Genomic DNA, 23,615 nt, shown 5'->3' on the forward strand with positions numbered 1-23,615 from the left:
CCACGGGGGTTAGTCCGGATCCGCATCAGTGCGGGAAGGGCGGCTTAGTTGACTTGCCAACCCCCACCCAACGCCTTGTACAACGCCACGCTCGCCTGGACCCGTGCCAGGCGCAGTTGCACATTCATATCCTGCGCCGCATAAAGCGTGCGTTGGGTTTCGAGCACGGTGAGCAGGTCTTCGGCGCCGGCCTGGTAGCGGCTTTGAGCGATGTCGAAGGCGTTCTGGGCTTGTTGCAGTTCTTCGGTCTGCCACCGCCGTTGCTGGTCGATTCCGCGGATGCTGCTCAGGGCTTTTTCGACGTCGGCGAAGCCGTTGATGATGGCGGCGCGGTACAGCTCCAGCAGTTCTTCCTGGCGGGCGCGGGCCTTGTCCCGTTCAGCTCTCAGGCGGCCGTTGTTGAAGATCGGTGCGGTCAGGCCGGCGGTGAGGTTGTAGACGTTGTTGCGCAGCAACTGGTCGGCGATGTCGGCGCCGGTGCCCAGGCTCAGACCGAGGGTGACGGAGGGCAGCAGGGCGGCGCGGGCCACGCGGATGTCGGCCTCGGCCGCCGTCAGGCGCGCTTCGGCGGCGGCGATGTCCGGGCGGCGACGCAGCAGTTCACTGGGCACGCCGGCCTCGATGGCGGGCCAGTGCACGCGGTCGAACTGTTCATCGGCGAGGTTGAGCGATTGCACCGGCTGCCCCAGCAGCGTCGCCAAAGTGATGTGTGCTTCCCGGGCTTGTTGCTGCACTTGGGGCAACCGGCGTTGCTGGGCCGCCACCAGGCTTTTCTGCTGGGACAGTTCCAACGCCGTGGCGCTGCCGGCGTCGTAGCGGGTCTGAACCAGGTTGAGCACGCTTTGGGCGTTGGCGAGGTTCAATTCGGCGATGCGTTGCTGTTCGCCCAGGGACAACGCCTGGGTATAGCTGTTGGCAACCCCGCTGAGCAACGTCAGCTCCACCGTCGCCCGGTCGAACTGGCTGGCCGACAGGCTGCTCAATGCACTGTCCCGCGCCGCCCGTTTGCCGCCCCAGAAATCCAGTTCATAGGTGGCGCTGAGGTTCGCGTCGTAGTAATCGATGGTGCGGCTTTCCCGACTCACGTCCAGTTGGCTGTAGCCTTTGCCCCGCAGCAACTCTTGTCGATTGCCGTTGAGCCCGGCCTTGATCTCCGGCAACAGTGGCGCACCGGCGATCACCGCGCTGGCCTGGGCCTGGCGAACCCGGGCCATGGCGGCGGCCAGGTCATGGCTGTCCAGGCGCGCTTGTTCGATCAGCCGGTTCAACTGCGGGCTGCCAAAGTGCGTCCACCATTGCTGGTTGTCAGTGCGAGCGCCTGGCGTTTCGACATTTTGCCAGGCCGGCGGCGGCTCGATGCCGCTGTCCGGTTTCGGCAGCGGCGAGCCACAGGCCGCCAGCATAAGGCTCGCGGCCAGAAGGGTCAGGTGCGCTTTCATAGGGTGCGATTCATTCACTGGTGAGGGCCGCGACCGGGTCGAGGCGAGCCGCCTTGCGGGCCGGCATGAAACCGAAGACCACGCCGGTGACCAGGGCGCAGCCGAAGGCACCGAACACCGCCAGCCATTCGAACGCCACGGCGATCTTGCCCAGCAGCAGCGCACCGCCCACCAGCAGCGCCAGGCCGATGCCGGCCAGTCCGCCGACCACCGAGAGCATCACCGCTTCGGTGAGGAACTGGCGCAGGATGTCGCGCTGGCGGGCGCCGGTGGCCATGCGGATGCCGATTTCCCGGGTCCGTTCGCGTACGGTCATGAGCATGATGTTCATCACGCCAATGCCGCCCACCAGCAGCGAGATCGCCGCGATGGCGCCGAGCATCAGCGACAGCGTGCCCTGGGTCCGCGCTTCGGCCTGGATCATCGCGGCGTTGTTGGTCAGTTCGAAATCCTGCTTGCCGTTGTGCAGGCGCAACAGCGTGCGGGAGACGGCTTGCTCGGCCTGCCGGACCTTGCCCGCGTCCCGGGCGGCGATCACCACGTACTCGGGATGACGGCTGCCGAACAGCCGTACGCTGGCGGCGGAGTAGGGCACGGCGATGCGGTTGTCGGCGTCCGAATCGCCGGAACTCGCGCCCTTCTCGGCCAGCACGCCGACCACTTGGAAGGGCACGTTTTCGATCAGCACGTAGCGGCCGATGGGGTCGGCGACGTCCTTGAGCAGCTTCTGCCGGACCTTGTGGCCGATCACCGCCACCGCTGCGGCACTGCGTTCGTCGGCGTCGCTGAAGTAGCTGCCCTGGACCACCGGCCAATTGAAAATGGCCGGGAACTGGGTGTCGTTGCCGCCCACGTAGCTGGTGTGGTCAAGGTTGCCGAAGCGCACGCTGGCTTCGGCACCGTTGACCGGCATGATCTGCTGCACCTCGGGCAGGGCGGCGAGGGCCGCCAGGTCCTGTTCGCTGATAATGCCCTTGGCCGCGCGCGGGTTGGGCGCGGTGCCGTTGAGGTAGATGATGTTGGAGCCGAAGGCGCCCATCTGGGCCATGACCTGGCGCTTGCTGCCTTCGCCCACCGCCAGCATCACCACTACGGAAGCCACGCCGATGACGATGCCCAGCAGGGTCAGGGCGGTGCGGAAGCGGTTGATCCACATCAATCGCCACGCCGCTTGCACGGCGTCGAGCAGCTCGCCTTTCCAGGCACCGTTGTGTTCGCTGCCGGCGCTCAGGCGCTGGCGCAGGTCCACCGCTTGCAAGGCTGACGGATTGACCGCCGAGGGTTGCGCATCGGCCACGGCGCTGTCGCTGATGATCAGCCCGTCGCGGATCTCGATGATGCGCTTGGCCCGGGCCGCCACCTCGCGGTCGTGGGTGATCAGGATCACCACGTGGCCCTGGCTCGCCAGTTCATCGAGCAGCGCCATAACCTCGATGCCGCTCTGGCTGTCGAGGGCACCGGTGGGTTCGTCGGCGAGGATGATGTGGCCGCCGTTCATCAAGGCCCGGGCGATCGACACCCGTTGCTGTTGCCCGCCGGACAATTGATGCGGTCGGTTACCGGTCCGGCTCGCCAGGCCCAGGCGTGCGAGCAGGGCGCTGGCCCGGGCGTGGCGCTCGGCCGCCGAGGTGCCGGCGTAGATCGCCGGCATTTCGACGTTTTCCTGGGCGGTGCCGGAAGGAATCAGGTGATAACCCTGGAACACGAACCCGAAGGCTTCGCGGCGCAACCAGGCCAGTTCGTCGCTGCCCAGGCGAGCGACGTCTTCGCCGGCAAAACGGTACTCGCCACTGGTGGGGCGGTCGAGGCAACCGAGGATGTTCATCAGCGTGGATTTGCCGGAGCCGGACGCGCCGACGATCGCCAGGAACTCGCCGGCGTGGATCGACAGGTCGATGCCGCGCAGCACTTCGACCCGAGGGCTGTCGCCGCCGCCATAGGCCTTGCGGATGTCGCGCAGTTCGATCAGCGGTGTGTTCATTCAGCCTCCGTTTCCGGCGGCCGGACCGATCAGCACCCGCTCGCCCTCGCTCAGGCCATCGAGCACCTGGGTGCGCAAACGGTCGCTGACGCCGGTGCGAACGGCCCGTGGCTGGACCTCGCCGTTGTCGGCCAGCACCCGGACCTGGCCGGTGGCTTCCTGCAATGCGGCGCTGGGCACGCTCAGCACATCCTTGGCCTGGGCGGCGACGAAGAAGACCTGGGCGGTCATGTCCGTCATCAAGGCGCGGTCGGCGTTGTCGACGTCGAGCAACACCGTATAGAGCACCACCCGTTCGCTGCCGCTGCGACCGCCGTTGGGATTGCCGCCCTGACTGGCCTCCAGCGGGCGCGGCGGCACCGGGAGAATCTGGCGCACGGTGCTGCTCCAGCGCCGGGTGCCGCCGGCCAGGGTGGTGAAATAGGCGTTCATCCCGGGTTTGACGTGGCCGATGTCCGCTTCCGAAACTTCGGCCCAGACGGTCATCGGCGTCAACTTTGCGATGCGCAGGATCAGCGGCGTTTGTTGCTGGGCGTTGAGGGTCTGGCCTTCTCGGGCGCCGACCGCGACCACGGTGCCGCTCATCGGCGCGTAGATCCGCGTGTAGCCCAACTCGGCCTCGTCGCTGCGCAGGTTGGCCTGGGCCTGGCGGATCTGGGCCTGGAACATGTCGATGCGTGCCTGGGTCGCCCGGACCTCGGCGCGGGCGGTCTGCACGTCCTCTTCGCGGGTGGCGCCGCCGGCCTTGAGTTGTTGCTGGCGCTGGAATTTCTGCTGCGCCAGGTCGTGCTGGGCCCTTTGCTCCTGCAACTGCGCCTTGAGGTTTTCGATGGAGAAGCGTCCGGCGTCGAGCCTGGCCTTTTGGGTGGAAGGGTCGATCTCCACCAGTAACTGGCCCTCGCGCACCTCGTCGCCGGCTTCGACGTGGATCTTCTGGATCTGCCCGGACGCCTGAGCCCCGACGTCGACATAGCGTCGCGGTTGCAGGGTGCCCAGGGCCGTCACGCTGTTTTCGATATCGCCGCGGGTGACGAGCGCGGTGGCCGGCGCTTCGCGGTTGGGGGCCACGGCTTGCCAGGCCGCGAAGGCGACAGCCGGAAGCAGGGCGAAGGTCATGAGCCAGGCGCGTCGGGTAGGGCGGGGAGGTTTCATGCAGGGTTCCGGCCGGTGGTATCGAGCCCGTCGCACGCGTGTCTGGGACGGGAGGCTGTTCTGGTAAACGAGCGCTTTGGGCGGGAATTTACTGGTTGAAACACTTGGTAGCAGGATCGCTACCCAGGAACAGGGTGGCCCCTGTGGCGAGGGAGCTTGCTCCCGCTGGACTGCGCAGCAGGCCCAAGGCAGGCGCCGCCGTTAGCGCTGTCGAGATGGAGCTGCAGATGAGGGCCGCTTCGCGCCCCAGCGGGAGCAAGCTCCCTCGCCACAGGGGCTTTGTGTCGCGCCATTTATTGCGGGGCGAACGCTGAGATAAAGGAAAGCTTTAAATCTATATGAGAATTACTATAAATTACGCGATTGATGCTGCCACCATCGTGCCACTGCCGAATCCAGGCACGCCGAGGGGCACAGGGATAGCGGTCGCAGGCACTGCGCACGGGAGTCAGGTTGGAAAACTACTATCGCGAACTGGTGTGTTTCCTCAACGCCAGGCTCGGCAACCGCCAGGCGGCCGAGGATGTGGTGCATGACGCCTATGTGCGGGTGCTGGAGCGCGCCAGCGACACGCCCATCGAACAGCCGCGGGCCTTTTTATACCGCACGGCGCTGAACCTGGTGATCGACGGGCATCGACGCAATACCCTGCGCCAGGTCGAATCCCTGGACGTGCTGGATAACGAAGAGCGCTTCTTCACGCCGTCGCCCCACACCAGCCTCGATCATGGCCAGCGCCTGGACATGCTGCAGCGGGCCCTGGCCGAATTGCCGCCGCTGTGCCGCGAGAGCTTTCTGTTGCGCAAGCTCGAAGGCCTGTCCCACCCGCAGATCGCCGAGCGGCTGGGCATTTCCCGAGCGCTGGTGGAAAAACACATCGTCAACGCCATGAAACATTGCCGCGTTCGCGTGCGACAGTGGGACGCATGCTGATTTATCTCCCGCCGGTCCCACGGCGGTAAATTTTTTTTCACTGTCCTCGTTCCTCTCAACAGACGACTGACCGCCCCGGGCACCTACCGCCACGGCGTCGGTAGGTCACCCAGGCTTTTCGCGCCCTGTTGAGGGGCTTTTCCAGAGGACACTGGACATGACACAGGCAATTGCAGCGCCCATCGTTCACGACTTGATCGGCATCGGCTTCGGCCCCTCGAACCTGGCGCTGGCCATCGCGCTGCAAGAACGAGGGCCCGTGCAGGGCGAACTGGATGTGCTGTTCCTCGACAAGCAGGCCGACTATCGCTGGCACGGCAACACCCTGGTGACCCAGAGCGAACTGCAGATTTCGTTCCTCAAGGACCTGGTGACCCTACGCAATCCCACCAGCCCATACTCGTTCGTCAATTACCTCAAGCACCACGGCCGCCTGGTGGATTTCATCAACCTGGGCACCTTCTACCCGTGCCGTATGGAGTTCAACGACTACCTGCGCTGGGTCGCCGCGCAGTTCGCCGAGCAGAGCCGCTATGGCGAAGAAGTGCTGCGCATCGAGCCGGTCCTGCATAACCAGCAGGTGGAAACCCTGCGGGTGATTTCCCGCGACAGCCAGGGCGAAGAATTCGTGCGCACCGCCCGTTCGGTGGTGGTCAGTGCCGGCGGCACGCCACGCATTCCCGAGGCGTTCAAGGCGCTGAAGGATGACGCTCGGGTGTTCCACCACTCCCAATACCTGGAGCGCATGGCGACCCAGCCGTGTGTGAACGGGCAACCGATGAACATCGCGATCATCGGCGGTGGGCAAAGCGCGGCAGAGGCGTTCATCGACCTCAACGACAGTTTCCCTTCGGTGCAAGTCGACATGATCCTGCGCGGTTCGGCCCTCAAGCCGGCGGACGACAGCCCCTTCGTCAACGAAGTGTTCTCGCCGGAGTTCACCGACCTGGTGTTCCAGCAACCCCACGGCGAGCGCGAGCGCTTGATCAACGAGTACCACAACACCAATTATTCGGTGGTGGACATTGACTTGATCGAACGCATCTACGGGATTTTCTACCGCCAGAAAGTCTCCGGCATCGCCCGCCATGCGTTCCGTACCCTGACCACGGTGGAGAAGGCCACGGCCACCGAAGCCGGCGTCGAATTGGCCGTGCGCAACAACGCCACCGGCGAGTTGACGGTGCGCCGCTACGATGCGGTGGTGCTGGCCACCGGTTACGAGCGGCACATGCACCGTACCCTGCTGGAACCGCTCGCCCAGTACCTGGGGGATTTCGAAGTGGACCGTCACTACAAGCTGATCACCGACGAGCGCTGCAAGGCCGCGATCTACATGCAGGGCTTCTGCCAGGCCAGCCACGGCCTGAGCGATACGCTGCTGTCGATCCTGCCGGTACGCGCCGATGAAATCGCCGGCTCGCTGTATGAGCACGGCAAGCTCCGCGGCCAGGGGCGTACGGTGCGTGACCAGTTGTTGGCTGCGGTGTAGAGCCCGAATGTCCTGACCCACCCGGATCCTGTGGGAGCGAGCCTGCTCCGGGCGGCGATCCGACGATGACGGCGGTACATCTTGCATCAATGCAAGCTGATCCACTGCTATCGCGAGCAAGCTCGCTCCCACACTGGTCTGGGCCGAACACCAGTCCTGCGGCCATCTGCGGTCCCCTGTGGGAGCGAGCTTGCTCGCGATGACGGCATCACATTCAGCATCAATGCAAACAGACACACTGCTATCGCGAGCAAGCTCGCTCCCACACTGGTTTTGCGCCGAACATCTATCTTGCGATCACCTCCCACAATGGGGCCGGTGTGAATACAGTTTTTTATTCAACCCCGAGCCCCCGTGAGTTCTTCAGGCAATTCCTCAGAAATTTCCTACACTCATCTCACGCCTGCCACGGTTCGGCAGGCTTTGACGGTTCGCTGTTCCCTCGCATTGGCAGTTTGAACCCATCCGCCGGTTGCCCTGGCTGAATGCAGTCGGTGGTGTTCCGGGCCGATTACGCCAAGCGCAACACTTGAACCCGATGAAGCTGTCTTTATGCGCAGGCCTGGCGGTGCTGTTGCTGGGCTCATTGAGCATGTCGCCGCCGGTGGCCGGAGCCCCCGAGACTTTGCAGGTGCTCGGGCGTTCCCATGTGGATGACTATGCGGCGTCACTGGGCGCCGCTGACTGGGCCTGGCTGCGGCAAAAGGGCACGCTTGTGCTGGGCACCTCGGCGCCGGACTACGCACCGTTCAGCATCACTGGCAATGGCCGCGACTATGAAGGCCTGACCGCCGACTACGCGCAATTGCTCGGTCAACTGCTGCACGTCTCAGTACAGGTGCAGCGCTATCGATCCCGTGCCGAATCGCTCGAGGCCCTGCGCAGCGGCGAGATCGACTTGCTCGACACCGCCAACGGTTTCGAAGCCGCAGAGCCGGACCTGAGCATGTCCCAAGCCTACGCCGATGACCTGCCCACCCTGGTGGCGCGTATTGACGACAGCCAGGACTTGCCCTCGGACCTGGCGGGCAAGCGAGTGGCGATGCTCTATCACTACCTGCCCCCGGACACGGTGAAGGCTTTTTATCCCGAGGCCACCTTGCAGTTGTACCCCTCGACCCTCAACGCCATCGGCGCTGTGGCGTTCGGGCAGGCCGACGTATACCTCGGGGACTCGATCAGCGCCAATTACCTGATCAGCAAGAACTACCTGAACAACGTGCAACTGGCGGACTTCTCGCGCATGGAGGTCCAACCCTTCGCTTTTGCCCTGCGCCGCGACAACCTGCGTTTGCTGCGCATCGTCAACGCCGCGCTGCAAGCCATTCCCGCCGGCGAACGCATGGACATCCTGCGCCGCTGGAGTGCGGGCGGGGCGAGCATGCCGGGACAGCAAGCGTTGCAGTTCAGCGTCAACGAGCAACGCTGGCTGGATACCCATCCGCGAATCCGGGTGGTGATCGACGAAAACTTCCTGCCCCTGACATTCATCGACCAGCAAGGCCAGTTCCGCGGCATCAGCGCCGATGTGCTGGCCAGGATCGGTTTGCGCACCGGCCTGAAGTTCGACATCCAGCGGGGCAAGTCGGTGTACGACCTGATCGAGCAGGTCAAGAGCGGCCAGGCCGATATGCTGGCGGCCATCACCGTCAGCACCGAATCGGACGATGAAGACGCGCTGCGCTTTACCCGCCCGTACCTGACCAACCCGTTCGTGCTGGTGGCGCCACCCAATGCCCAGGCCCCACTGACGCTGAACCAGATGGCCGGCAAGCGCCTGGCGCTGGTGCGCGGCAACGTACTGCAGCAATACCTGCAAGAACATTTTCCCGAGGTACAACGGGTGCCCGCCGAAAACGTCCCCGAGGCCATGGCCATGGTCGCCGCGGGCACGGTGGACGGCGCGATCAATTCGCTGATCAGCGCGCGCTACATGATCTCTCGGCAGTACCGCGACCGATTGCAAATCACCAGTACCGTCGGCACTTTGCCGGCGCGCATCGCCTTGGCGACCCCCCGCGGTTCGGTGGAGCTGTATTCGATCCTGGACAAGGCACTGTTGAGCATCTCCCCCGAAGAAATGGACGAGCTGACCAACCGCTGGCGCAGTGAGGTGGTGATCGACGACAGCTACTGGCTGCGCAACCGCACGACCATCGTCCAGGGGTTCGCCATCGCCGCGTTGCTGCTGCTGGTGACGCTGGGGTGGGGCCTGTACCTTCGGCGTCTGCTGGCGCAACTGCGGGCGGCAAAAGAGAACGCCGAGCAGGCCAACCGGGCCAAGACCACCTTTGTGGCGACCATGAGCCATGAGATCCGCACGCCGATGAACGCGGTGATCGGCATGCTGGAACTGGCGCTGAAAAAAGCCGACCGGGGCGTGGTCGACCGTTTCGCCATTGAAGTCGCCTCGGGCGCCGCCCGGGGCATGCTGGACCTGATCGGCGACATCCTCGACATCGCCCGCATCGAATCGGGAAAACTGTCGCTGACCCCGGAGCGGGCCAATCTGCACGAATTGGTCGAGTCGGTGGCACGCATTTTCGAAGGCCTGGCCTGGCAGAAACATTTGCATCTGCAACTGGATCTGGACGCGTCAATTCGGCGCGACGTGTTGATCGACCCATTGCGCTTCAAGCAGGTGGTATCGAACCTTCTGGGCAACGCGATCAAGTTCACCGACCAGGGCCTGGTGCGCCTGAGCGTGCGTGGCGAACCGGGCGCGGTGGAGGGACAGCTAGGTATCTGCCTGAGGATCGAGGACACAGGCAGCGGGATTTCGCCGCAAGACCAGCGGCGCCTGTTCAGTCCTTTCACCCAGGCCAGCCATGCCGGCCAGTCGGCCCGCAGCGGCTCCGGGCTGGGGCTGGTGATCAGCCGCACCTTGTGCGAAATGATGGGCGGCAGCCTGACATTGAGCAGCGTGCCGGGGCAGGGCACCCAGGTTGAAGTCCGCCTCAGCCTGCCGACGCTCGACACCTTGGCAGATACGCCGGCAGACCCGCCGCCAACCGAGGACGAGGCGCCCGCACCGCTGCGGCCGTTGAACATTCTGGTGGTGGATGATTACCCGGCCAACCGCCTGTTGCTGGCGCAGCAACTCAATTACCTGGGGCACCGGGTCCAGGATGCGCAGGACGGTGTCGAAGCTCTGCACACCTGGCGCGGCGAGCACTTCGATGTGGTCATCACCGATTGCAACATGCCGTTGATGAGCGGCTACGAACTGGCCCGGGCCATTCGCGCCGAAGAGCGCGCCCAGGGCCTGCCACCGGGGCTGATCCTGGGCTTTACCGCCAATGCCCAACCTGAGGAAAAGCAGCGTTGCGCCGAGGCCGGTATGGACGATTGCCTGTTCAAGCCCATCAGCCTCAAGCAACTGAGCGCGCGCCTGGCTTCCGTCGTGCCGGATGCCGTTGAAGCGACAGGCAGCGCCGATATCGACCTGAGCAGCCTGGAACAACTGACCGGTGGCGACACCGACGCCATCCAGCAATTGTTGCAGGAGCTGGTGCGCAGCAATGCCGCAGATGCCGACCGGCTGCGGCACCTGTTCAGCCAGCACAACATGCCCGGCCTGGCGGACCTGGCGCACCGGATCAAGGGCGGCGCCCGGATCATCCAGGCGCGGCGCCTGGTCAATGCCTGCGAAGCACTCGAAAATGCCTGTCGCGGAGCCGAAGGGGTATCGCTCGGCCAGGCGGTGGAGGATGTGCAGCAGGCGATGGAGCAGTTGGCAGAGCGTCTGGAAACCATGGCCGATGGACAATGACTCAAGAACACCCAAACTCCTGTGGCGAGGGAGCTTGCTCCCGCTGGACTGCGCAGCAGGCCCAAGTCTGTGAACGCCTCGCACTGAAGCGCCAGCCCATCGATCGAGCGGGAGCAAGTTCCCTCGCCACAGGATCAGGTCATCCACACGATTTCTCTCGTTTGATCGGGATTACTCTTTTCCTTCTGCTTTTTCGGACTTGTCCTACAGCGCCTCTCAAAACCTTCCTCTAGCCTGACGCCCCAGTTTCCTACCCGTTGCGTTGCTACTGGAATACCCCGATGCCTAACAAAGCACTACGTATCCTGATTGCCGACCCACAACATACCCATCGAGTGGTGCTGGAGCGCCTGTTCAATCAACTGGGCTATTTCCGGATTGTCCCCGTGAGTCACCTGCAGGAATTGTTGACGCTGGTGGAGTATGGCAGCGAGCCATTCGACCTGGTGGTGATCAACGCCGGGATGGCGAGCGGGGCGTTGGACTTGCACGATTTTGTTATCTATAACCCACAGGTTCGTCACGGATGGGTCTATAACGCGCCCGCGACCGGTGTGCGACCAGTGCCTGTCGGGCGTCGGTCGAGCATGCACTGGAGCCTGGCCCCGCTGCCGGACCTGGCGTCATTGCGTGGGCTGATGGCGCGGGTCGATGTGCAGGTCGACGCGTCGCAAGCACCGCTGGCGAGAGTGCTCCGGCAGGCTTATGGAAGCTGAGCCGCACCGTTGGTCCGAACTGTCAGACCTGACAGGTGGCCGGACCGGACATTTGTGCAAGAGTCCGCTGCCGTCGTGGCATCGGTGCCATGGATACCGACCGGGGGAATTGCCTTGAAAGACGTATTGATCGTGGATGACCACCCTGTCATACGAGGCGCATTGCGACTCATCTGCCAGAACGAAGGGTTCACCCGCGTGCGCGACGCCAGTGGCGCGGCCGACGCCAGGACCTTAATCAAGGAAGGCGCGCCGGATCTGGTGATTCTGGACTTGGTGATGAACGGTTTCGACGGCCTGGACCTGCTGGTCTGGATCATGGAGCAATTTCCTGACTGCGGCGTGCTGGTGTTCACTTCCCAGGATGCGCAACACTTCTGCAACCGTTGCATCTCGGCCGGCGCCCGGGGATTTGTGACCAAGAAAAGCGACCTGAAGGAGCTGATCAAGGCGATCCATGCGTTGAAGTCCGGCTATGCCTATTTTCCCCAGATGTCGGTCAGGCTCGATTTCCAGCAGCGCACCGAACAACAGGCGCTGGAAAGCCTGTCTACCCGCGAGCTGTCGATCCTGCGCATGCTGTCGATGGGCATGCGCGGCAAAGACATCGCCGAAAGCCTGTTCCTGAGCCCGAAGACCGTCAGCACCTACAAGACCCGTTTGCTGGAGAAGCTCGGTTTGAAGTCACTGGTGGGGCTGTCGGAGTTTGCCAGGCGTAATCATCTGTAGGCCGATGGGACGGATGTTCACAGATTTTTCCATTCACCAGAAATCCCGCTGTGGGAGCGAGCTTGCTCGCGATAGCGTCGGCACTTTCAACACTCATGCAAGATGACCCACCGCTATCGCGAGCAGGCTCGCTCCCACAGTAGAGTGGGGAACGGGCGTTCTGCAAATAGAACGCTAAGACCGGTTTTTGCGATCTAGTGCGTTAAAGACGCCGGTTTTAAGCTGTGTCCATGGCATCGCTACCCTGATCTGGAGACACAGCATGAAAAACATCATCGGCCTCTACACCAGCCCGCGGCCTCATTGGGTGGGCGATGGCTTTCCAGTCCGCACGCTGTTTTCCTACGACAACCTGGGCAAGCACATCAGTCCGTTCCTGCTGCTGGACCACGCGGCCCCTAGCGAATTCACACCGACTCCTGAGCGTCGCGGCGTCGGCCAACATCCCCATCGTGGTTTCGAAACCGTGACCATCGTCTACCAGGGCGAACTGGAGCACCGTGATTCCACTGGCAGCGGCGGTACGATCGGCCCGGGCGACGTGCAGTGGATGACTGCCGCCTCGGGCATCATCCATGAAGAGTTTCACTCCGAAGCCTTCGCCCGGCAGGGTGGGTTCATGGAAATGGTCCAGCTGTGGGTCAACCTGCCCGCCAAGGACAAGATGGCCCCGGCGGGCTACCAGACGCTGCTCAAGGCTGACATTCCGAACATCGCCCTCAAGGACGATGCCGGCAGCCTGCGATTGATCGCCGGTGACTTCGACGGGCAGCACGGCCCGGCAAAGACCTTCACCCCGATCGACGTCTGGGACATCCGCCTGAATGCCGGGAAAAACCTCACCCTCGACCTGCATGAGGGCCACAACACCGCTTTGGTGGTGCTGCGAGGTTCGGTCCAGGTCAATGACCGCGAACGTGTCGAGGCCGGACAACTGGCACTGTTCGAGCGAGCGGGCGACCAGTTGAGTCTGCAAGCCAACAACGACGCGGCGGTGCTGCTGCTCAGCGGCGAGCCGATTGACGAACCCATCGTCGGCCATGGCCCGTTCGTGATGAACAGCGAGCAGGAGATTCACCAGGCGTTCAGCGATTTCCATTCGGGTCGCTTTGGGCGGATGGAAGGCTGAAACCAGCCACGCCGAAATAAATGTGGGAGCGAGCTTGCTCGCGATGGCGGCATGACAGTCAAAGATAAGGCGACTGTCGCACCGCCATCGCGAGCAGGCTCGCTCACACTGTTTTATGGTGTATCTACAGTATCTTCAACTTGTGCCACTCTAGCCGTCGATGATCTTCCTGGAGCTGTCCCGATGCTGTCCCTGATCTCCGACCACCCGTTGCTCTGTGCCCTGGTGCTGCTTGTGCTCGACCTGCTGATGTGGCGGCTGGTCAGTGCCAGCCGGACCTATTGGAAAATCGGTGGGCGGTTGGTGATTTTCTCGCTGTTCAGCATGTTGCTGTTCAACGAGGGGCTGAACCCGATGGTGCCGGCGCAGTGGCCCGACGACGTGCCGCGGCACCTGGCCGCCACTGGCTTGCAGATCGCCTGGTGGCTGTTCGCCGCACGTACCCTGACGGTGATGATCGGCGCGGCGATGATGCAACGGGTCGGCCACACCGGGCGGCTGTTGCAAGACCTGCTCGGTGCGGTGATCTTCCTCATCGCCGTCATCGCGGCGCTGGCGTATGTGCTGGATCTGCCGGTCAAGGGCGTGCTGGCGACCTCCGGAGCGATGGCGATCATCGTCGGCCTGGCGTTGCAAAGCACCCTGAGCGACGTGTTCTCGGGGATCGTGCTCAACACCACCAAGCCCTATCAACTCGATGACTGGATTTCCATCGACGGCACGGAAGGCCGGGTCACCGACATCGACTGGCGGGCCACGCGCTTGCAGACCTCCCAGGGCAGCATGGCGGTCATTCCCAACTCCCTGGCGGCCAAGGCCAAGATCGTCAACTTCAGCCGACCCAGCGATGTGCACGGCTTGTCCATCAGCGTCCAGGTCAGCCCGCACGCCCGGCCGCAGAGAGTCATCGAAGCGTTGGAGCGGGCGATGATCGGCTGCCGGAGCCTGCTGGCCAGCCCGGCGCCCTGCGTGACGCTCAAAAGCTCCGGCAGTGACGGGGCGCAATACGAAATCAGTGGCTTCGTGGCGTCGATGAGTCAGAAACGTGACGTGCGCAATCAGCTGTTCGACCTGGCATTCCGGCATCTGCGGGCGTCAGGCATCAGCCTGTTGTCCACTACTGAAAGCGCGTCGGCCAGTGCCTTTTCGCGGCCTCGGGCGCTGCTGGAAAGCTCGAGCATCTTTTCCACCCTGCGCCAGGAAGAGAAAGAGACCTTCAGCCAGAACATGACCCTGCAGACCTTCCGCGCTGGGGAAATGATCCTGCCGGCCGGGGAGGTCAGCGATCATCTGTTCATCATTGAGTCGGGGGTGGTCAGCGTCACGATGGTGCGCAATGGCCAGGTACTGGAAGGTGGGCGCATGGGACCGGGCGAGGTGATTGGCGAAGCGGGCATCGTCGCCGACCAGGCCACCCTGGCGGACTTTTCCGCCAAGACCTTCTGCACCCTTTATCGCATCGAAAACAGCTACCTCAAACCCTGCCTGGATGCCCGTCGCGATATCAACGACGCGATGAAAAACCTGTTGGATTTCCGCATGCACCTGGCCCAGAACCTCACCCGCGAAGCGCCCAAACCGGTGGCCAAGAAGCGCTTCCTGCAATGGCTGCGTAGCCGGGCTTGAGCAACTTCCGAGGTCGAATCCGACCCCCTGTGGCGAGGGAGCTTGCTCCCGCTGGGTTGCGTAGCGACCCCAAAATCTTTGCGCCTGCTGCGCAGTCGAGCGGGAGCAAGCTCCCTCGCCACAGGGGCGATATTTGCCAGCCCTTTTGGGTTCATGGCCCCTGCGCAAAACCCGCACCGATGGGTCCATTGGCTACCCGAACTTCCCAACAATTGGCTATTTGTAGTGCGCCAGCGCAGCGCTAACGTAGCGCCACACCACATTGTTCTGGAGTTCACCATGCAACCGCGTATCGATTTCTACACCGCTTCCCCTGACGCCTTCAAAGCCATGCTGGCACTGGAAACCGCCGTCTCGAAACTGGGTTTGGAAAAATCCCTGCTGGAGCTGGTCAAGCTGCGTTCTTCGCAGATCAACGGCTGTGCCTTCTGCATCGACATGCACACCGCCGATGCCCGTAAGGATGGCGAGACCGAACGCCGCCTGTACGCCGTGACTGCCTGGCGTGAAGCGCCGTTCTTCACCGGCCGCGAGCGCGCCGCACTGGCCTGGACCGAAGCCCTGACCCGCCTGAGCGACACACACGCCCCGGACGCCGACTACGAACTGCTGAACCAGCATTTCACCCCCAAGGAAATGGTCGACCTCACCGTGGCCATCAACGCCATCAACGGCTGGAACCGTTTGGCGGTGGGCTTTCGGAAGATGCCGGAGGCTTGATTGTTTCACCTGTTGAGGTGGGGCACGGGGAGCCCTCCACGATAGTCTGGTATCCAGGTTCCGTTTAACCGCCACCCAAAAAACTGTGGGAGCGAGCTTGCTCCGGGCGGAGATCCGACGATAGCGTTGGATCAGCAATGTTGATGTTGACTGACACGACCGCTATCGCGAGCAGGCTCGCTCCCACAGGGGGTTGCATGAACCTCCGGATCTGAATACGACAGATATCCAATGTGGGAGCGGGCTTGCTCGCGAATGCGGTAGGCCTGTCAGAATCAAGGCGGCTGACACTACGCTATCGTCGGATCGCCGCCCGGAGCAAGCCCGCTCCCACAAAACAGCGTTGCCGCCCCTGAGGTCGGCTTTTTCCCTCCTGCATCCTTTTGGCATCGCCACCGCAATAGGTTTGCTTCCCCTTAATGGGAAAGATTACTATTCCCGCCCCGTCCCAGCAGCACACCGCGATGACCCCTAAGTTGCCCCGCAGGCCCGGCTTTTTCGAGCATTACGAAGAGTTGATCGGCACCTGGACCCGTCGCCTGCGCAGTCGTGAACAGGCCGAGGACCTGGCCCATGACACCTTCGTGCGGGTGCTCGAGTCCGATTCGGCGGCGGTCCAGCAGCCGCGGGCCTATCTTCATCAGACGGCACGTAATATTGCAGTAGACAGTTATCGGCGCGAAGATCGACGGGGAGCCATGGAGGAGGCGGTCCTTGACCATCGTCAGTCGCTGTCGGGCGACCCGGAGCACTTCATGCACGCGATCCAGCTGGCGGACTCCATCGAACGGGCGCTTGCCGAGCTGCCGGCCAATTGCCGTACGGTGTTTGTCTGGCAGAAGATCGAAGGCCTGACCCAGGCGGAAATCGCCGAGCGCCTGGGCCTGTCAAAAAACATGGTGGAAAAGTATATGATCCGCACCCTGCGGCATCTGCGTGATCGGCTGGACGGACCCGACTCATGATCTGCGCCTACTTTTCACCCGAACCACAGGACCTTCCATGATGGACAGCCGTGCATGCCCGTGCGGGCAGGACAGGGTTCGCGATGACGCCGCGCAGTGGTTCGTACGCCTGCAAGCGCCTGCCATGGGGGCCGATGAGCGCCAGCGTTTCGAGGCCTGGCTGGACGAACATCCCAACCACCGCGATGAAATCCAGTTGCTGCAAGGCATCTGGAGCGCCACGGACCTGTTGCCCAGGGAACGTCTGCAAGCCCTCTGCGAACCGCCGGTCCAACGTCCCAAGCGCCGTCCGCTGCTGCGCTACGCGGTGGCAGCCGGTGTCCTGACGGTGGCGGTCGGCCTGGGGCTGTTCAGTGGCTTGGGTTCGCCCGCCGACTACAGCGCTGAGTTCGCCACGGCGCTCGGCGAGCGTCGGCACATTGCCTTGCCGGACGGCTCAGTCATCGACCTTAACAGCAGCAGCCGGGTGCGAGTGCAGTTCGCCCACCGTCAACGCCGGGTGGAACTGGCGCAAGGCGAGGCGTTGTTCCGTGTCGAGCATGACGCCGGCCGGCCGTTCACCGTGGATGCCGGCAACGGCCAGGTGACGGTGACCGGGACACGCTTCGACGTACGCCGGGACGCCAATAAAACCCGGGTGGCGGTGGAGCAGGGCAGCGTCAAGGTCCAGGGCCGCGACGTGCCGGTCAAACTCACGGCCGGGCTGGGTACCCAGATCGATGCCCAAGGCAAGGTCGCCGTCCCTTATGCGATCAACGCCGATGAACTCACGGCCTGGCGCAACGGCAAACTGGTGTTCAACGATGCGCCGTTGCGTGAGGTGGCCGAAGAGGTTTCCCGTTATCGCGCCAAACCCTTGCGCGTCGGCAGCCCGGCGGTGGGCAGCCTGCGTCTGACCAGCGTGTTCAGCGTGGGTAACACCGATGCACTGCTCAAGGCCTTGCCGAACATACTCCCGGTGGCCGTTCGTACCCTGGATGACGGCAGCCAGGAAATAATTGCGCGATAGATTCAGGTTTTTTCCGAGTTCTTCGTCTTCTTGTCCAACTGCAACTGGTTTGCATTAACAGACGCGTATTCTTGCGATCAACAGGACAAGGTTCGACGTGAAAACCCCCGCCAAAAACAACAACCGTACCGCCGCAACCTGGTTGCCACTGGCCCTGACCCTGGCCGTCAGCACGGCGACGGCCCCGGTTTATGCCGACCAGGGCGCGACCTCCATCCACATCCAGGCGCAGCCGTTGGGCCAGGCCCTGAGCCAGCTGGGGCAGCAGACCTCGTTGCAGGTATTTTTCAGTCCCGAGCTGGTGGCCGGCAAGCAAGCGCCGGCGGTGGACGGCACCCTGTCTGCCGAAGCGGCTTTGCGTCAGTTGCTTCAGGGCAGCGGCCTGCAATACCAGATCGATGAGGGTTCGGTCACCGTGGTGTCGGCGCCAACGGCGTCCAGCGCTGGCCCGATAGAGTTGGGCGCAACCGAAATCCAGGTGGTCGGTGACTGGCTCGGCGACGCCAACGCCGAGGTGGTACAGAATCATCCCGGCGCGCGGACGGTGATCCGCCGCGAAGCGATGCAGGAGCAGGGCGCGATGAACGTCGGCGACGTGCTGCGGCGCGTGCCCGGCGTGCAGGTGCAGGACGCCAACGGCACCGGTGGCAGCGACATCTCCCTGAACGTTGGCGTGCGCGGTCTCACTTCGCGCCTGTCGCCGCGTTCCACGGTGTTGATCGATGGCGTACCGGCAGCCTTCGCCCCTTATGGTCAGCCCCAGCTGTCCATGGCGCCGATCTCTTCGGGCAACCTGGACAGCATCGACGTGGTGCGCGGTGCCGGTTCCGTGCGCTACGGGCCGCAGAACGTCGGCGGGGTGATCAACTTCGTGACCCGGGCGATTCCGGAAAAAGCCACCGGTGAAATCGGCTCGACCCTGGAAACCTCCCAGCACGGTGGCTGGAAACACATCGACACGGCCTTCCTCGGAGGGACCGCCGATAACGGCCTGGGCGTGGCGCTGCTATATTCCGGCGTCAACGGCAACGGTTATCGCAAGAGCAACAACGACAACGACATCGACGACGTCATCCTCAAGACCCATTGGGCGCCGACCGAGGTGGACGATTTTTCGCTGAATTTCCATTACTACGACGCCAAGGCCGACATGCCCGGCGGGCTGAAACAAAATCAGTACGATGCCGATCCGTTCCAGTCCGACCGCGACTGGGACAATTTCAGCGGCCGGCGCAAGGATGTGTCGTTTAAGTGGCTGCGCCAGATCGACGAGCGCACCCAGGCCGAAGTGCTGACCTATTACTCCGACAGCTACCGCGGCAGCACCATTGCTTCGCGGGACCAACGCAACCTGGTGTCCTACCCGCGCACCTATTACACCTTCGGCATCGAGCCGCGGGTCTCCCATGTGTTCGACCTGGGCCCGACGACCCAAGAGGCCAGCGTCGGTTATCGCTACCTCAAGGAAGGCATGCACGAAGAGGCCAGCCGCCTGGCGTTGCGGGACAACCAGCCGGTGGTGCGGCCGGGGTCCGACGGGCACGTCTATCAGGACCGCACCGGTGGCACGGAAGCCCACGCGGTCTACATCGATGACAAGATCGACGTGGGCAAATGGACCATTACCCCTGGCCTGCGCTTCGAAAGCATCAGCACAGAATGGCACGACCGCCCGGTGCTCGATACCACTGGACGTCCTGTGCAGGAGAAACGTCGCAGCATCGACAGCAACGAACCGCTGCCGGCCCTGAGCGTGATGTATCACCTGTCCGATGCCTGGAAACTGTTCGCCAACTACGAGACCTCATTCGGCAGCCTGCAATACTTCCAGCTCGGCCAGGGCGGCGACGGCAACAACACCGCCAACGGCCTGAGCCCTGAGAAGGCCAAGACCTACGAGATCGGCACGCGGTACAACGATGACGTGTGGGGCGGTGAAGTGACGCTGTTCTACATCGACTTCGACGATGAATTGCAGTACATCAGCAACGACGTGGGCTGGACCAACATGGGCGCCACCAAGCACCAGGGCCTGGAAGCCTCGGTGCATTACGACATGGCTGCGCTGGACCCACGCCTGGAAGGCTTGACTGCCAGTGCCGGGTTCACCTACACCCGTGCGACCTATGAAGGCCAGATCCCCAGCTTCAAGGGGCGGGACCTGCCGTTCTACTCGCGCCAGGTGGCTAACCTGGGCCTGCGCTACGAGGTCAACCGCTGGACCTACAACCTCGACGCCTTCGCCCAGTCCAAGCAACGCTCACCCGGCAACAGCGTGAACGCCGATGGCAGCTTCAGTGGCGACTACATCACCGACGGCACCGCCGACGGGCAGTACGGCGACATGCCCGGCTACGTGTTGTGGAACGTACGCGGCGGCTATGACTTCGGTGAGCAATTGTCGAACCTGAAAATCGGCGCCGGGGTGAAAAACCTGTTCGATCACCAGTACTACACCCGTTCGAGCGACAACAATTCGGGTATCTATGTAGGGGCGCCGCGTACATTCTTTGTGCAGGCAAGTGTGGGGTTCTGACGGAAGTTGCACCGTAACCCCGGAGAACGACGCTGGGGAGGAGCCATAACTCTGAAAAAGAAATACAAACCCCATGGCGAGGGAGCTTGCTCCCGCTCGGCTGCGAAGCAGTTGTGAACCTGTGGTCGCGATCCAGCAGGTTTTGGGGCCGCTTCGCGACCCAGCGGGAGCAAGCTCCCTCGCCACAGGGGGAGTGCGCAGGGTTCAGACCTTGAGCACTTTCCCGCTGGCCGCGACCGCCACCAGCGATATCGCCAGCAACCCGAAGGCAATACTCAGGCTGCTGCCATGGGCCACGAACCCGATCAGTGCCGGGCCGGCCAGGATGCCGGCATACCCGATGGTGGTGATGGCCGGCACGGCGATGGCCTCAGGCATCAGCGTCTGCTTGCCGACCGCGGTGTACAGCACCGGCACGATGTTCGAGCAACCGGCCCCCACCAACGCATACCCCAGCAGCGCCGCCTGCCACATCGGTGCCAGGGTCGCCAGCAGGAACCCCGTCGCTGCGAGGGTCCCGCCGTAGATGATGATGCGTTTGGGGCCCAGGCGACGCACTACGGAGTCGCCTGTCAGCCGGCCCACCGTCATGGTCAGCGCGAACGCGGCATACCCCAGCCCGGCGTAGGCGGTCTCCACGCCACGTTCGCTGGCCAGAAACACCGCGCTCCAATCCAGCACGGCGCCTTCGGCCAGGAACACGATAAAACACAGAATGCCGATAAACAGCACCACGCCGTGGGGAATGGCAAACGCCGGTCCCGAGCTTTCGCTGCCATAGGGCAGCAGATGCGGGGCGGCCTTGAACAGCGCCACCAGCAACAGCGCGTTGACCACCAGCGTCGACCCCAGCGGCGACAGGCCCAGGCCAAGCAGGGCGCTGACACCGGCCGCGCCGATGATGCCACCGAGGCTGAACATGCCGTGGAAGCCCGACATCATGGTCTTGCCACTGGCCCGTTCGACGATCACTGCTTGCAAGTTCACCGTCGAATCCACGGTGCCGAGCCCGGCGCCGAACACGAACAGCGCCGCCACCAGCCAGGGAAGCGTCGTCATCGTTGCCAGCAAAGGCAGCGCCAGGCAGATCAGAATCGTGCCGCCGCTGAGCACCCGCCGGCAGCCGAACCGCGTCGCCAGTGCGCCGGAAATCGGCATCGCCAGAATCGACCCGACCCCCAGGCACAACAACAGCAATCCGAGGGTGCCCTCGTCCAGGTTCGCCCGCACCTTGGCATACGGCACCAATGGCGCCCAGGCGGCAATGCCGACACCAGCGATGAGATAGGCAATGCGGGTGGACATCTGTTCCAGGCGTCCGGGGACAAAGGTTGGCGGGGGCGTAATGGCGGTCATGCAACGTCCTTGGTTTCGTGCGGTTCGGTGAGGCGGGTAGCGGCCTATGCTTGCATATCCACTGACCGCGCCGCGACCCCAAGGTGCCAGAACGCCGCCTTGTCCTCCTTGCATCCCGGGGCTTTAGCGTCCCTCGAACAATTGGATGCGCGCCACCTGGTCCGCCTCGATATCCAGAGCGAGAAGGGCGGCCAGGGATGCGGGCTCATCGATGCATTCGACGATCACCCTTCGCGCCGACGTGGCATGGGCCGACAAGTGCTTGGCCCGGCGCAACGCACGCTTGACGGCGGGATCCACCGGTATCGGTGGCCGGCCTTTGCGCACGTTATCGCAAAAGGTCAGGGCGACCTCGCGTGGGGTGGGCGGCGGCGGTGAAGCCAGGCCAATCTCCGCGAACAACCGGTTGAGCTGATCGGCGGTGGAAACGGCCCTGGGGAAACCGGTGAAGGCCGAGGCTTGTACCACCAGTTCGACGATTTCCCCCGGTGCGAGGCCGGACGCCAGCCCGGTCCTGAAATGTACGCTCAGGGGCGGCCCGACCATGCCGGCCGCAACGATGGCGGCCAGCGTTGCGCCTTCTCGCAAGCGTGGATCGAGGCCGGGGCGACTCTGCAGATGACCGTACACCACGCCCACCGCCAGTTCGCCGAGCGCCGGCGCGGTGTGGAACAGGGCATCGAGGCGCGCGCCACCGTCTGGCACCAGTTCGATGAAATGTTTGCGGCCTTCGCTGTAGAGCTCGGCCATGGGGCTGGAAGAGGCTTTGCGGGGCATGGGGGCGTCCTTGTGCCTGGGATTGGAAGAGCCAAAATACGGGTTCTTCCGGTCGGTGCGCACCTGTCGGAACTGACAGGTTACGACCGCTGTTTTTGCGTGTATGAGGTGTGTTTCTGGTGCTTGGGCCCTTAAAGTGGCGGCTCATCTGGCAGCTTCCGGACCCGATTCATGACGCAGTTCTATGATGCACGCGGCAATCTCTACGGGGTGGTTTCCCCTCAACAGGTGCGGGCTTGCGGTGTGGCCTTGCCGCCGACGGCGACCCTTGCCGCGCAGGTACGAGAAATTTGGGCCGCGGCGGCGATACAGGCGTTCTGTGCCTGGGCGCCGGGCGAGCAACCGGTGGGAGCCAAGGACCATCGCAGCGATGGTCTGTTGATCGGACCCTTCCAGGAGGAACCACCTTTCGATGTGTTGATCGTCAACACCGACGGCACGCTGGCCGAACGCAGCGGCAACGGTCTGACGATTTTCTCCCAGGCGCTGCGAGAGCAAGGCTTGATGCCGGACGATGGTGAATGTGTGCTACAGGTTCATCATGACAAGCGCCAAGGCTTTTCACCGTTGCAGACTTCGGTGCGGGCCGCTGAGTTCGAGGGCCTGCAAGGCTTCTGGCTGGACCTGGGGCAGCCACTGTTCGGGCCGCAGGCGGTGGGTGCCCAAGGGGTGGACAGTGTGGCCTTCGATCAACGAGACCTCAGTCGAGTACCTGCGCTCTGTGAGTTGGACCCGGCCTGGGGCTACAGTCAGTTCGTCAACCTGGGCAATCCGCACTGCGTGACGCTGGTTGAGCATGCCGAGGCGTTGCCGGCCAATGCGCAGATGGGCGCTGCGCCACTCTTGCAGGAGCTGACCCGCATCGCGTTCGCCGCGCCCGGAGGCGACGGGGTTCCCTGTCCGCTGGGGGTGAACCTGCAATGGGGCTGGCGCGAAGACGAAAAGCAACTGGCGGCCCGGGTGTTCGAGCGCGGCGAAGGGCCCACCGCTTCCTCGGGCACCAGTGCCAGCGCCGTGGCCTGCGCCGCGTGGCGGGTGGGCTGGGTGAAAGCGGGGCCGGTCAGCGTAGTGATGCCGGGCGGCACGGCGCCGATTCTGTTGCAGGAAGAGAGTGGAGAATTGGTGCGGGTGAGTCTGTTTGGGGCGGCCAGGGCCATACCTTGAGGGAGTGGTGAGGCTGATGGCCTCATCGCGAGCAGGCTCGCTCCCACAGTGGATCTTCAGTGGTCATCAATCTGATGTACGACGCTGAACCCCTGTGGGAGCGAGCTTGCTCGCGATAG

General features: G+C 63.6%; 17 protein-coding genes. 12 read left to right on the top strand and 5 right to left on the bottom strand.

The window, feature by feature from the left end:
* Window positions 1-44: 44 nt before the first annotated feature.
* The 3 genes from ACLEJQ_RS04590 to ACLEJQ_RS04600 are packed head-to-tail and all read right to left on the bottom strand — an operon-like array spanning window position 45 to window position 4,572.
* Window positions 45-1,439: an efflux transporter outer membrane subunit gene (locus ACLEJQ_RS04590; RefSeq protein WP_440792621.1), complete on the bottom strand. Its 1,395-nt coding sequence runs from the start codon at window positions 1,437-1,439 to the stop codon at window positions 45-47.
* 10 nt (window positions 1,440-1,449) lie between these two features.
* Window positions 1,450-3,420 (bottom strand): MacB family efflux pump subunit, encoded by a 1,971-nt coding sequence (locus ACLEJQ_RS04595; protein WP_440792623.1) that lies wholly within the window; start codon window positions 3,418-3,420, stop codon window positions 1,450-1,452.
* A complete protein-coding gene (locus tag ACLEJQ_RS04600; protein WP_440792625.1) occupies window positions 3,421-4,572 on the bottom strand; it encodes an efflux RND transporter periplasmic adaptor subunit in 1,152 nt (383 codons plus the stop codon).
* Between the two features lie 453 nt (window positions 4,573-5,025).
* On the opposite strand from ACLEJQ_RS04600, the gene ACLEJQ_RS04605 reads away from it, so the two are divergent.
* The 11 genes from ACLEJQ_RS04605 to ACLEJQ_RS04655 all read left to right on the top strand — a co-directional run bounded on the left by ACLEJQ_RS04605 (window position 5,026) and on the right by ACLEJQ_RS04655 (window position 20,199).
* Complete coding sequence (locus ACLEJQ_RS04605) at window positions 5,026-5,505, top strand: sigma-70 family RNA polymerase sigma factor (RefSeq protein ID WP_440792627.1); 480 nt, start codon at window positions 5,026-5,028, stop codon at window positions 5,503-5,505.
* Between the two features lie 157 nt (window positions 5,506-5,662).
* The gene (locus ACLEJQ_RS04610; RefSeq protein ID WP_440792629.1) at window positions 5,663-6,997 is read left to right on the top strand and encodes a lysine N(6)-hydroxylase/L-ornithine N(5)-oxygenase family protein; all 1,335 of its coding nucleotides are present in this window, start codon (window positions 5,663-5,665) and stop codon (window positions 6,995-6,997) included.
* A gap of 538 nt (window positions 6,998-7,535) precedes the next feature.
* Window positions 7,536-10,769, top strand: coding sequence for a transporter substrate-binding domain-containing protein (locus ACLEJQ_RS04615; protein ID WP_440792630.1), 3,234 nt, complete (start codon window positions 7,536-7,538; stop codon window positions 10,767-10,769).
* 281 nt (window positions 10,770-11,050) lie between these two features.
* Complete coding sequence (locus ACLEJQ_RS04620) at window positions 11,051-11,485, top strand: response regulator (RefSeq protein ID WP_440792632.1); 435 nt, start codon at window positions 11,051-11,053, stop codon at window positions 11,483-11,485.
* A 114-nt stretch (window positions 11,486-11,599) separates the two neighbouring features.
* Entirely contained in the window at window positions 11,600-12,214 is a 615-nt protein-coding gene (locus tag ACLEJQ_RS04625; protein WP_440792634.1) for a response regulator, read from the top strand.
* 262 nt (window positions 12,215-12,476) lie between these two features.
* Window positions 12,477-13,343: a pirin family protein gene (locus ACLEJQ_RS04630; protein ID WP_440792636.1), complete on the top strand. Its 867-nt coding sequence runs from the start codon at window positions 12,477-12,479 to the stop codon at window positions 13,341-13,343.
* A gap of 183 nt (window positions 13,344-13,526) precedes the next feature.
* Window positions 13,527-14,969, top strand: coding sequence for a mechanosensitive ion channel domain-containing protein (locus ACLEJQ_RS04635; protein ID WP_440792637.1), 1,443 nt, complete (start codon window positions 13,527-13,529; stop codon window positions 14,967-14,969).
* 279 nt (window positions 14,970-15,248) lie between these two features.
* Window positions 15,249-15,689, top strand: a complete 441-nt coding sequence (locus tag ACLEJQ_RS04640) for a carboxymuconolactone decarboxylase family protein (RefSeq protein ID WP_440792639.1) — start codon at window positions 15,249-15,251, stop codon at window positions 15,687-15,689.
* A 464-nt stretch (window positions 15,690-16,153) separates the two neighbouring features.
* Window positions 16,154-16,654, top strand: coding sequence for a sigma-70 family RNA polymerase sigma factor (locus tag ACLEJQ_RS04645; RefSeq protein ID WP_440792641.1), 501 nt, complete (start codon window positions 16,154-16,156; stop codon window positions 16,652-16,654).
* 37 nt (window positions 16,655-16,691) lie between these two features.
* A complete protein-coding gene (locus tag ACLEJQ_RS04650; RefSeq protein WP_440792643.1) occupies window positions 16,692-17,663 on the top strand; it encodes a FecR family protein in 972 nt (323 codons plus the stop codon).
* A 97-nt stretch (window positions 17,664-17,760) separates the two neighbouring features.
* Complete coding sequence (locus ACLEJQ_RS04655) at window positions 17,761-20,199, top strand: TonB-dependent siderophore receptor (RefSeq protein ID WP_440792645.1); 2,439 nt, start codon at window positions 17,761-17,763, stop codon at window positions 20,197-20,199.
* Between the two features lie 204 nt (window positions 20,200-20,403).
* On the opposite strand, the gene ACLEJQ_RS04660 is transcribed toward ACLEJQ_RS04655, so the two are convergent.
* Complete coding sequence (locus ACLEJQ_RS04660) at window positions 20,404-21,555, bottom strand: MFS transporter (protein ID WP_440792647.1); 1,152 nt, start codon at window positions 21,553-21,555, stop codon at window positions 20,404-20,406.
* 123 nt (window positions 21,556-21,678) lie between these two features.
* Window positions 21,679-22,332 (bottom strand): carboxymuconolactone decarboxylase family protein, encoded by a 654-nt coding sequence (locus ACLEJQ_RS04665; RefSeq protein ID WP_440792649.1) that lies wholly within the window; start codon window positions 22,330-22,332, stop codon window positions 21,679-21,681.
* A 171-nt stretch (window positions 22,333-22,503) separates the two neighbouring features.
* Between ACLEJQ_RS04665 and ACLEJQ_RS04670 the strand changes: the two genes are divergently transcribed.
* On the top strand, window positions 22,504-23,496 hold the full coding sequence (locus ACLEJQ_RS04670; protein ID WP_440792651.1) for a diaminopimelate epimerase: 993 nt from the start codon (window positions 22,504-22,506) through the stop codon (window positions 23,494-23,496).
* The last annotated feature ends 119 nt before the right edge of the window (window positions 23,497-23,615 follow it).

Source organism: Pseudomonas sp. SMV71 (assembly GCF_052042015.1).
Taxonomy (GTDB): Bacteria; Pseudomonadota; Gammaproteobacteria; order Pseudomonadales; family Pseudomonadaceae; genus Aquipseudomonas.

Excerpts from the sequence above, each read along its gene's own strand:
- ACLEJQ_RS04595 (WP_440792623.1), bottom strand. The coding sequence starts at position 3,420 with ATGAACACACCGCTGATCGAACTGCGCGACATCCGCAAGGCCTATGGC.
- ACLEJQ_RS04650 (WP_440792643.1), top strand. The coding sequence starts at position 16,692 with ATGATGGACAGCCGTGCATGCCCGTGCGGGCAGGACAGGGTTCGCGAT.
- ACLEJQ_RS04640 (WP_440792639.1), top strand. The coding sequence starts at position 15,249 with ATGCAACCGCGTATCGATTTCTACACCGCTTCCCCTGACGCCTTCAAA.
- ACLEJQ_RS04635 (WP_440792637.1), top strand. The coding sequence starts at position 13,527 with ATGCTGTCCCTGATCTCCGACCACCCGTTGCTCTGTGCCCTGGTGCTG.
- ACLEJQ_RS04660 (WP_440792647.1), bottom strand. The coding sequence starts at position 21,555 with ATGACCGCCATTACGCCCCCGCCAACCTTTGTCCCCGGACGCCTGGAA.
- ACLEJQ_RS04600 (WP_440792625.1), bottom strand. The coding sequence starts at position 4,572 with ATGAAACCTCCCCGCCCTACCCGACGCGCCTGGCTCATGACCTTCGCC.
- ACLEJQ_RS04615 (WP_440792630.1), top strand. The coding sequence starts at position 7,536 with ATGAAGCTGTCTTTATGCGCAGGCCTGGCGGTGCTGTTGCTGGGCTCA.
- ACLEJQ_RS04620 (WP_440792632.1), top strand. The coding sequence starts at position 11,051 with ATGCCTAACAAAGCACTACGTATCCTGATTGCCGACCCACAACATACC.
- ACLEJQ_RS04630 (WP_440792636.1), top strand. The coding sequence starts at position 12,477 with ATGAAAAACATCATCGGCCTCTACACCAGCCCGCGGCCTCATTGGGTG.
- ACLEJQ_RS04665 (WP_440792649.1), bottom strand. The coding sequence starts at position 22,332 with ATGCCCCGCAAAGCCTCTTCCAGCCCCATGGCCGAGCTCTACAGCGAA.
- ACLEJQ_RS04590 (WP_440792621.1), bottom strand. The coding sequence starts at position 1,439 with ATGAAAGCGCACCTGACCCTTCTGGCCGCGAGCCTTATGCTGGCGGCC.
- ACLEJQ_RS04610 (WP_440792629.1), top strand. The coding sequence starts at position 5,663 with ATGACACAGGCAATTGCAGCGCCCATCGTTCACGACTTGATCGGCATC.
- ACLEJQ_RS04645 (WP_440792641.1), top strand. The coding sequence starts at position 16,154 with ATGACCCCTAAGTTGCCCCGCAGGCCCGGCTTTTTCGAGCATTACGAA.
- ACLEJQ_RS04670 (WP_440792651.1), top strand. The coding sequence starts at position 22,504 with ATGACGCAGTTCTATGATGCACGCGGCAATCTCTACGGGGTGGTTTCC.